Origin of the sequence: Streptomyces aureoversilis (genome assembly GCF_042657885.1) — a bacterium.
In the GTDB taxonomy this organism is placed as follows: domain Bacteria; phylum Actinomycetota; class Actinomycetes; order Streptomycetales; family Streptomycetaceae; genus Streptomyces; species Streptomyces aureoversilis.
This window is the reverse complement of the sequence record NZ_JBHSKJ010000032.1, coordinates 48,241-57,533: the sequence shown is the minus strand read 5'-3', so window position 1 is coordinate 57,533 and position 9,293 is coordinate 48,241. Positions and strand designations below refer to the sequence as shown.

6 protein-coding genes are annotated in these 9,293 nt (G+C 73.5%); 1 reads left to right on the top strand and 5 read right to left on the bottom strand.

Annotated elements, in window-relative coordinates; all coding sequences use genetic code 11:
- A partial coding sequence (locus tag ACFPP6_RS34755; protein WP_382050746.1) for an ArsR/SmtB family transcription factor occupies nt 1-673 on the top strand: 673 nt, incomplete at its 5' end.
- Nucleotides 674-755: 82 nt separating this feature from the next.
- On the opposite strand, the gene meaB is transcribed toward ACFPP6_RS34755, so the two are convergent.
- The 5 genes from meaB to ACFPP6_RS34730 all read right to left on the bottom strand — a co-directional run bounded on the left by meaB (nt 756) and on the right by ACFPP6_RS34730 (nt 9,241).
- A complete protein-coding gene (gene meaB, locus ACFPP6_RS34750) occupies nt 756-1,751 on the bottom strand; it encodes a methylmalonyl Co-A mutase-associated GTPase MeaB (RefSeq protein WP_382050744.1) in 996 nt (331 codons plus the stop codon).
- Nucleotides 1,752-1,767: 16 nt separating this feature from the next.
- Nucleotides 1,768-3,981 (bottom strand): methylmalonyl-CoA mutase, encoded by a 2,214-nt coding sequence (gene scpA / locus ACFPP6_RS34745; RefSeq protein ID WP_382050742.1) that lies wholly within the window; start codon nt 3,979-3,981, stop codon nt 1,768-1,770.
- Nucleotides 3,981-5,870 (bottom strand): methylmalonyl-CoA mutase small subunit, encoded by a 1,890-nt coding sequence (gene mutA / locus ACFPP6_RS34740; RefSeq protein WP_382050740.1) that lies wholly within the window; start codon nt 5,868-5,870, stop codon nt 3,981-3,983. The genes scpA and mutA overlap by 1 nt, the downstream gene beginning before the upstream one ends.
- 138 nt (nt 5,871-6,008) lie before the next feature.
- Nucleotides 6,009-7,007: a CinY protein gene (locus ACFPP6_RS34735; protein WP_382050738.1), complete on the bottom strand. Its 999-nt coding sequence runs from the start codon at nt 7,005-7,007 to the stop codon at nt 6,009-6,011.
- A gap of 122 nt (nt 7,008-7,129) precedes the next feature.
- Entirely contained in the window at nt 7,130-9,241 is a 2,112-nt protein-coding gene (locus ACFPP6_RS34730; protein ID WP_382050736.1) for a SpoIIE family protein phosphatase, read from the bottom strand.
- Between the last annotated feature and the right edge of the window lie 52 nt (nt 9,242-9,293).

Here is a 9,293-nt window from a genome sequence, read left to right as displayed (position 1 = left end):
CGCCGCCCTGGGGGCGCTGCTGGCCGACCGCACCCGCGCCGCCTTCTGCCTCGCGCTGCTCGACGGCCGCGCATGGACAGCGACGGAACTGGCACAGCTCGCGGGGATCGCACCGTCCACAGCGACCGGCCACCTGAACCGGCTGGTGACCGGCGGCCTGCTGGCCGAGGAGCGCAAGGGCCGGCACCGCTATGTGCGCCTGGCGGACCCCGACATCGCCGAGATGATCGAAGCCCTGGCCGCCCGGGCACCGCAAAAGCTCGTCCCGGTCCGCTCACTCGTTGCCGCCCGCCAGCACCGTGCCGTGGCCTTCGCCCGCATCTGCTACGACCATCTCGGCGGCTCCTTGTCCGTGGCGATCACCGACGCGATGACCGAACAGGGATTTTTGGACTGGGAGTCCGGCCCGGTCCTTACTCCCTCGGGCACCGCATGGCTCACGGACACGGGCATCACCCAGGAAACGGCACCACACGTACGCACGTGCCTGGACTGGACGGAGCGGCGCTTGCATCTGGCGGGCGCGGTCGCCGCAGCCGTATTCCACCATGCGGTTCAGGAGTCCTGGCTCGTGCCGGCCGGAGGCTCCCGCGTCGTGCGGCTGACGGACCAGGGGCGCGACGCCTTCCGACGGCACCTGGGCCTGACTGACGAGGCACTCACGGCTCGCTGAGCTTGTTCCTCATGTCCGGCGACTACCCGTCCGGGCGATCATCTTCGGGGCATCGTTCGAAGCCGGAGCACAAAGAACAAGCTCAGTCCGGAGCAGAAGTTCGGAACGCCTCCAGCAGCCGCTCCGCCGCCAGGCTCGCCGGCAGCGTGCCCTCGCGCACCTGCCGTTCGATGCCCGGCCCGGCCGCCCGGACCGCGGGGTGGTCGCGCAGCTCGTTCAGGAGCTGTTCGCGGACCATCGTCCAGACCCAGTCGACCTGCTGCTCACGGCGCCGCGCGGCCAGCGCCCCGGTGCCCTCCTGGACGCGCCGGTGCTGCTCCAGCCGGTCCCACAGGACGTCCAGGCCGGTGCTCTCGCGGGCGCTGCAGGTCAGCACGGGCGGGTTCCAGGCGGCGTCCGGCGGCTGCAACAGGCGCAGCGCCCCGGCCAGTTCGCGTGCGGCGGCCTTGGCGTCGCGCTCGTGGGGGCCGTCGGCCTTGTTGACGGCGACGATGTCGGCCAGTTCGAGGACACCCTTCTTGATGCCCTGGAGCTGGTCGCCGGTGCGGGCGAGGGTGAGCATGAGGAAGCTGTCGACCATGTCGGCGACGGCGGTCTCGGACTGGCCGACGCCGACGGTCTCCACGAGCACGACATCGTGGCCGGCGGCCTCCATGACGACGATGGTCTCGCGGGTGGCCCGGGCCACGCCGCCGAGGGTGCCGGCCGTGGGCGAGGGCCGGACGAAGGCGGCGGGGTCGACGGCGAGGCGTTCCATGCGGGTCTTGTCGCCCAGGATGCTGCCGCCGGTCCGGCTGGAGGACGGGTCGACGGCGAGGACGGCGACCCGGTGGCCGAGGCCGGTGAGCATCGTGCCGAAGGCGTCGATGAAGGTGGACTTGCCGACGCCCGGCACGCCGGTGATGCCGATCCTCCGGGCCGCCCCCGCGTGCGGGAGCAGCTCGGTCAGCATCCGCTGGGCGAGGGCCCGGTGGTCGGCCCGGGTGGACTCGACGAGGGTGATGGCGCGCGCGACGACCGCGCGCTTGCCGTCGAGCACGCCCTTCACGTAGGCGTCGATGTCGATCGTCCGTGCCATCGTCAGGAGCCCTTGCTCACAGCTCGTGGCCGAGGACCCCGGCGAGGGTCTTCAGCAGGTCGTGGGCGGCGTCCGGGATGACCGTGCCGGGCGGGAAGACCGCGGCGGCGCCCATCTCCAGGAGCGTGGGGACGTCCTGCGGCGGGATGACGCCACCGACGACGATCATGATGTCCTCGCGCCCCTGCTCCGCCAGCTGTTCGCGCAGCGCCGGCACGAGCGTGAGGTGGCCGGCCGCGAGGGAGGAGACGCCGACGATGTGCACGTCGGCCTCCACCGCCTGCCGGGCGACCTCCTCGGGCGTCTGGAAGAGCGGGCCGACGTCGACGTCGAAGCCGAGGTCGGCGAAGGCCGTGGCGATGACCTTCTGGCCGCGGTCGTGGCCGTCCTGGCCCATCTTGGCGACGAGGATGCGCGGGCGGCGGCCGTCCTCCCGCTCGAACGCCTCGACCAGGGCGCGGGTGCGCTCCACGCCGGACGACGGGCCGGCCTCTTCGCGGTACACACCGGAGATCGTACGGATCTGCCCGGCGTGCCGTCCGTAGACCTTCTCGAGTGCGTCGGAGATCTCACCGACGGTCGCCTTGGCGCGGGCGGCGTTCACGGCCAGGGCGAGGAGGTTGCCTTCGAGCCCCTGGCCGGATCCGGCCTCGGCGGCCCGGGTGAGCGCGTGCAGGGCGTCCTGGCAGGCCGCCTCGTCGCGCTCGGCGCGCAGCCGCCGCAGCTTCTCGATCTGCTGGGTGCGCACGGAGGAGTTGTCGACCTTGAGGACCTCGATCTGCTCGTCACTGGCCCCACTTTCGGGCCGGTACTTGTTGACGCCGATGACCGGCTGCCGCCCGGAGTCGATGCGTGCCTGGGTGCGGGCCGCGGCCTCCTCGACGCGCAGCTTGGGGATGCCCGCGTCGATGGCCTGGGCCATGCCGCCGGCGGCCTCGACCTCCTCGATGTGCTGCCAGGCACGCCGCGCGAGGTCGTGGGTGAGCCGCTCGACGTAGGCGCTGCCGCCCCACGGGTCGATGACCCGGCAGGTGCCGGACTCCTGCTGCAGCAGCAGCTGGGTGTTGCGGGCGATGCGGGCGGAGAAGTCGGTGGGCAGGGCGAGGGCCTCGTCCAGGGCGTTGGTGTGCAGCGACTGGGTGTGCCCCTGGGTCGCGGCCATGGCCTCCACGCACGTGCGGGCCACGTTGTTGAAGACGTCCTGCGCGGTCAGCGACCAGCCGGACGTCTGCGAGTGGGTGCGCAGCGACAGCGACTTGGCGTTCTGCGGCTCGAAGCGCTTGACGAGCCGGGCCCACAGCAGCCGGGCGGCGCGCAGCTTGGCGATCTCCATGAAGAAGTTCATGCCGATCGCCCAGAAGAAGGAGAGCCGGGGCGCGAACGCGTCGACGTCCAGGCCCGCTCCGATGCCCGCCTTCAGGTACTCCACCCCGTCGGCGAGGGTGTAGGCGAGCTCCAGGTCGGCCGTGGCCCCGGCCTCCTGGATGTGATAGCCGGAGATGGAGATGGAGTTGTAGCGCGGCATCTTCTGCGAGGTGTACGCGAAGATGTCGGAGATGATCCGCATCGAGGGCCGGGGCGGATAGATGTAGGTGTTGCGGACCATGAACTCCTTGAGGATGTCGTTCTGGATGGTCCCGGCCAGCTTCTCGGGCGGTACGCCCTGCTCCTCGGCGGCGACGATGTAGAGCGCGAGGACGGGCAGGACGGCGCCGTTCATCGTCATCGACACGCTCATCCTGTCCAGCGGGATGCCGTCGAAGAGCTGCCGCATGTCGTAGATGGAGTCGATGGCGACGCCCGCCATGCCCACGTCGCCGGTGACGCGCGGGTGGTCGCTGTCGTAGCCGCGGTGGGTCGGCAGGTCGAAGGCGACGGACAGGCCCTTCTGACCGGCCGCCAGGTTGCGCCGGTAGAAGGCGTTGGACTCCTCGGCGGTGGAGAACCCGGCGTACTGCCGGATGGTCCAGGGCTGGTTGACGTACATCGTCGGGTACGGGCCGCGCAGGTAGGGCGCGATGCCGGGGTACGTGCCGAGGAAGTCGAGCCCGTGCAGGTCGTCGGCAGTGTAGAGCGGCTTGACGCCGATGCCCTCGGGGGTCTCCCAGACCAGGTCCTCGGCGCTCTTGCCGGTGGCCTCCTTCAGGGCCGCGCGCCAGTGCCCGGGGTCGGCCGCCCGGCCGGCGTCCGCCGGGCCCAGCTCGATTCCGGAGAAGTCGGGAACGGGCATCACGCGACTCCGATGCAGTCGAGGACGGAGGAGAGGACGGCGACCGCGTCACCGCCGGCGAAGACGAACTCGTCCACCCCGGCGCGCAGATACGCCTCCCGCTGCTCGCCGGCGGGCTTCCCGGCGAGCAGGATCCGCCCGGCGCCCGCGGCCTTCAGGGCTGCGGCGACCGCTTCGGCCTGCTCGGCGTAGAGCTTGTCGCCGGAGCACAGGCAGGCCACGTCGGCGCCGCTGCGCGCGAACGCCTCGGCGACGGAGTCCGCGTCGACCGTGGCGGGTTCGTGCACGGGCTCGATGCCGCCGGCCTGGAAGAGGTTGGCGGCGAACGTGGCCCGGCCGGTGTGGGCGGCGGCGGGGCCGAGCGCGGCCAGGAAGACGCGCGGGCGGGACCCGGTCGCGGCGAGGCGGGCGTCGGAGCGGGCCCGCAGGGCCTCGTAGGCCTCGTCGCGACGGACCCGGGGCAGGCCGCCGCCGGGGGCCGCGGGTGCGGGCTCGCGCCGCACCGGCTGCTCGCCGAGGTGCGGGAACTCGCTGACGCCGGTGACCGGTTCGCGCCGGGTCGCCAGGTCGGCGGAGCGGCGGGCCCAGGTCGCGGCGAGCCGCTCGGCCACCAGGCCGGAGCGCAGCGCCGCGGCCTGGCCGCCTGCGCGCTCCAGCTCCTGGAACCAGGCCCAGGCGGCGTGCGCGAGCTCGTCGGTGAGGCGCTCGACGTACCAGGAGCCGCCGGCGGGGTCGATGACCCGGGCCAGGTGGGACTCCTCCAGCAGCACCGAGGAGGTGTTGCGGGCGATGCGGCGGGCGAAGGCGTCGGGCAGGCCGATGGCGTCGTCGAAGGGCAGGACGGTGACGGCGTCGGCGCCGCCCACGCCCGCGCCGAGGCAGGCGACGGTGGTGCGCAGCATGTTCACCCACGGGTCCCGGCGGGTCATCATCACCGAGGAGGTGACCGCGTGCTGGCGCTGGGCGGCGCCCGCGGTGACGGCGCCGCTGACCTCGGCGACGCGGGCCCACAGGCGGCGGGCGGCGCGGAGTTTGGCGATGGTGAGGAACTGGTCGGCGGTGGCCGCGTAGCGGAACTCCAGCTGGGCGCAGGCCTGGTCGACGGTCAGCCCGGCGGCGGTGAGCGTACGGAGGTAGGCGACGCCGGTGGCCAGCGAGCAGCCGAGCTCCTGGGCGGCGGACCCGCCGGCCTCGTGATAGGGCAGGGCGTCGACGGTCAGGGCGCGCATGCCCGGCCTGCCGTCGGCGCACAGGGCGGCGAGGGCGGCCGCGGCGGCCAGGGGCGCCCCGGGGTCGGCTCCGGTGCCGGTGCGGGCCAGGGTGCCGAGCGGGTCGGCGCCGAGGTTGCCGAGGGCGGCGCGGGGGGCGAGGCCGCGCTCGTCGTACAGGCGCAGCAGTTCCCGGGCGGCGGCCTCGAAGTCCGCGCCCGCGTCGAGGACGACGGGGGCGAGGTCGAGGTAGACGCCGTCGAGGGCGGTGGCGAGGCCGTCGACGGGGATGCCCGCGGGCCCGGCGGTCAGCCAGAGGGAGGTGACGCCGTTCTCCAGGTCGGCGAGCACCGCGTCGTTGGCCTGCCGCGGGTCCGGGTGGGCGTGGCGCTGGCGCACGTCCCAGCCGGTCGCGGCCGTCCCTTCGGCCCGTCCGCCGCGGACGAACGGGGGGAAGCCCGGGTAGCCGGGCGCGGCGGGGGCGTCGTCGGCGGTGTAGAGCGGGCCGGTTACGAGCCCGTCCTGGAGTTCGGTGGCGAGTGCCGCCTCGGCAGCCGGGCCGGATGCGTCCGCCGCGCCCGCTTTGCGCAGTACACCCTCCACCAGGCGCTGCCACTGCTCGCGGGTGGGGTCCGGGAACTCGGCGGCCAGGGGGAAGCCTTCGTCAGGCAGGACCGTCATGGGGGGAAGGCTAGGGGAGCCGGGGCGCCCTGCAGCAGTGGCAACTGCTGTGACCTTGGCCTCTTCGCCCCGGCCCCCGGGCCACCGGGATCGTGCTGCGCACGCAGGTTCCGGCTGTTCTGTTCCGCCCGGCAGGCGTCAACAGGTGCGGGCCGGGTCGTCGTGCGTCAGTACGCACGCGGCGCGCTCGCCGCGCTCCTTGCCGTAGCGGGTGACGAGGGCGGCGCGGAAGTCGGCCCACTGCCGGCGGGTGTCGGCGATGGCGGCCCGGACGGCCCGGTCGAAGTTGCCGCCGGTCTTGCCGCGCGCGGTGCCGGGGCTGCCGGTGGCGCCGGTGACGGGGTCGACGAGGCCGTTGTCCTTGTTGAGGTCGCCGTGCTGGACGCGGCCGGAGCAGCCGAGGGGCACGAGGGAGAAGCAGCCGGTGGTGAGGCCGTCGGGGACGGCCGAGCCGTGCGGCGGCTGCCCGCTGCCGAGGGCGAACAGCGGGGAGGGCGCGGGGAGGTTCAGCCCGGGCGGGTTGTTCCTGCCGGCGGGCCGGCCGGGGTCGGCCTTGTCGGTCCAGTTGCTGTGCGAGTAGAAGTCCTGGACGCCGTGGAGGACGCGGCCGAAGCCCTCGAGGGCCTCGCACTTGTTGCGGCCGGGCACGCCGAGGGTGAAGGTGCAGTCCTTGGCGAGGTCGGCCTCGCGGGCGGCGACGGTGCCGTCGGCGCCCAGGGTTCCGCCGGCGGCGGTGACGCCTTCGGCGAAGCGGGTCTGCAGGCGGGCGACGCAGGCGAGCAGCTCCTCGGTCGCCTGGTCGCGGGTGCGGGCGTAGCCGGGCTGGGCGAGGTAGTCGGCGTTGTCGCAGTGGGCGGCCGGGCTGAGGACCTCGTCGGTGTCGGGGGCGCCGACGGCGCCGAAGGTGCCTCCGCGGCCCGCTGTCTGGTCGAGGGAGCGCGGCTCGAAGCAGCTGCCGTCGGAGGGGGCGCCGGACGGGCAGGCCAGGGCCGCGCGCGTGATGCGCTCGTGCTCGGCGTGCTGGCCGAGGGTGTTGACGGTGCCGAACGCGCGGGCGGGCGGCGCCTGAACGGTCATCAGCATCGGCGCGGCCAGGGCGGTCGCACCGAGGAGGACGAAGGGGGTGAGTCTTCGCATGCTCTCGGAACCCTTTTCGTGATCTTGGGGGGTGGAGAGCACAGTTGACCCGGATCAGCGCGGAATACGCAATTCTGAGTGACTGGGGCAACGATCGGACGCTCTGTCAGGTGACGTACGGATCAGCCGGATTCCTGCGGCCCCGCCACCGTCCGGGCGCCTTCGTGCCGCCCCGGGACCACGAACTCGCACCACACGCACTTCCCCGAGCCGCGGGACTCGACCCCCCACACGTCGGCGAGCCGGTCGACCAGCAGCAGGCCCCGCCCCGAGACCCCCGACTCCCCCGGCTCCCGCCGGCGCGGCAGCGTGCTGGACTTGTCCTCGACGTCGACGCGCACCCGCCGCTCGGGGCCGGTGATGATGCGGATGGTGACCACGGCCGCGCCGTCGGTGTGGAGCAGCGCGTTGGTCACCAGCTCGTCGGCGACCAGCTCGATCTCGTCGGACCGCTCGCGCGCGCCCCAGGCCCGTACCGCCGCGCGGATCATGTGGCGGGCCGCGGAGAGGGCCTCGGGGTCGGCCGGGGCGATGTGCTGCTGGAGCCGGCCGCCGCCCTGGGTGGCGGCGCCCTGGCGGCGCAGCAGCAGGACGGCCATGTCGTCCTCGCCGACGCGCTCGCCGATCATGTCGCACAGCCGGTCGGCCAGCTGGTGGAGCTCGTAGGGGCCGTCGCGGACGATCGCGGACAGCCGCTGCATGCCTTCGTCGAGGTCGGAGCCGGGCTGTTCGACGAGGCCGTCGGTGAACATCAGCAGGGTCTCGCCGGGGTCGATCTCCACCGTGGTCACGGGGTAGTCGAGCCGGCCGAACTCGGCCGAGAGGCCGAGCGGCAGCCCCCCGGAGACGGGCAGGCGCCGGCAGGTGCCGTCGGTGTGCCGCAGCAGGGGGTCGATGTGGCCCGCGCGCACCAGCTGGACGACGCCGGTGGACAGGTCGGCCTCGGCGTAGGAGCAGGTGGCGAAGCGGTCGGTGTCGAGCTCGTGGAGGAAGGAGGAGGCGCGGGCCATGACGGTCGCCGGGGCGTGCCCCTCGGTGGCGTACGCCCGCAGGACGATGCGCAGCTGGCCCATGACGGCGGCGGCCTGCGTGTCGTGCCCCTGGACGTCGCCGATGACGGCGCCGACCCGCCCGCCGGGCAGCGGGATCACGTCGTACCAGTCGCCGCCGATGTCGCGGCCCATGCGGGCCGAGCGGTAGCGGACGGCGATCTGCGCGCCGGGGACCTCGGGGATGCGGCGCGGCAGCATGGACTGCTGCAGGCCCTCGGCGAGGTCGTGCTCCTGGTCGTAGAGCATGGCGCGGGCGATGGACTGGGAGAGGCTGCTGGAGAGGGCGATGAGCAGGTTGCGCTCCTGCTGGGTGAAGCCGCGGGTCTCCCGGTAGAGCAGCCCGATGGCCCCGACGGGGCGGGCCTGGGCGATCAGCGGGAGGTAGGCGGCGGAGGAGATGCCGGTGTCCCTGATGCGCTCCCACAGCCAGGGGTAGGAGCGGGCGAACTCGTCGCGGGACTCGATGAAGCGCGGGGCCATCGTGCGGATGACCTCGCTCATGGGGAAGTTGTCGTCGATGCGCGTCCAGCGGGTGCCCGGGATGTAGTGCTCGCCGGGCCCCTCGGCGACCATGTGGATCCGGCCGGCCTCGACGATGCCGAGGACGAGGAGGTCGGAGCCCAGGTGCTGGACGGCCCGGTCGTCGCGGAAGAAGTCGACGACGTCCTGGACGGTGCGCGCGTGGGCGAGGGCCGCGGTGAGGGTCTCCACGATGGTGGTGTGCGAGAGCCGGTTCTCGTCGCGCCTGCCGATGGAGTGGCCGAGCTCCTCGGCGGCGTCGCGGACGATGCCGATGATGCGGTGCGGGTGGCCCTCCCCGTCGCGCCGGATCCGGCCCTGGGTGTACGTCCAGTGCAGGCTGCCGTCGGGGGCGCGGATGCGGTAGTAGGCGCTGTAGGTCTCGCGGCCCTCCTTCAGGGCGCGGGTGACCTGGGCGTCGAGGTCGGCGGCGTCGGCGCGCAGCACCTTGCCGGCCAGGCCCGAGAGGCGGCCGTTGAACTCCTCGGGGGACAGGTCGAAGAGCTCCAGGGCGGAGGCGTCCATGTGCAGCACGCCGGTGTCGAGGTCCCAGTCGAAGCCGCCCATGCGGTTGAGGGCGAGGGTCAGCTCCGGGCGAGCGGGCCAGTCGTCCGGCACGGAACCTGCCGGTGCGGTGGCAGGCGTCGCTCCCCGATCAACCATAGAGCTACTCTGACACCTTTTGTCCGTTTCTTCGATGTGACTACGCGCTCCG

Excerpts from the sequence above, each read along its gene's own strand:
- meaB (WP_382050744.1), bottom strand. The coding sequence starts at position 1,751 with ATGGCACGGACGATCGACATCGACGCCTACGTGAAGGGCGTGCTCGAC.
- mutA (WP_382050740.1), bottom strand. The coding sequence starts at position 5,870 with ATGACGGTCCTGCCTGACGAAGGCTTCCCCCTGGCCGCCGAGTTCCCG.
- scpA (WP_382050742.1), bottom strand. The coding sequence starts at position 3,981 with ATGCCCGTTCCCGACTTCTCCGGAATCGAGCTGGGCCCGGCGGACGCC.
- ACFPP6_RS34730 (WP_382050736.1), bottom strand. The coding sequence starts at position 9,241 with ATGGTTGATCGGGGAGCGACGCCTGCCACCGCACCGGCAGGTTCCGTG.
- ACFPP6_RS34735 (WP_382050738.1), bottom strand. The coding sequence starts at position 7,007 with ATGCGAAGACTCACCCCCTTCGTCCTCCTCGGTGCGACCGCCCTGGCC.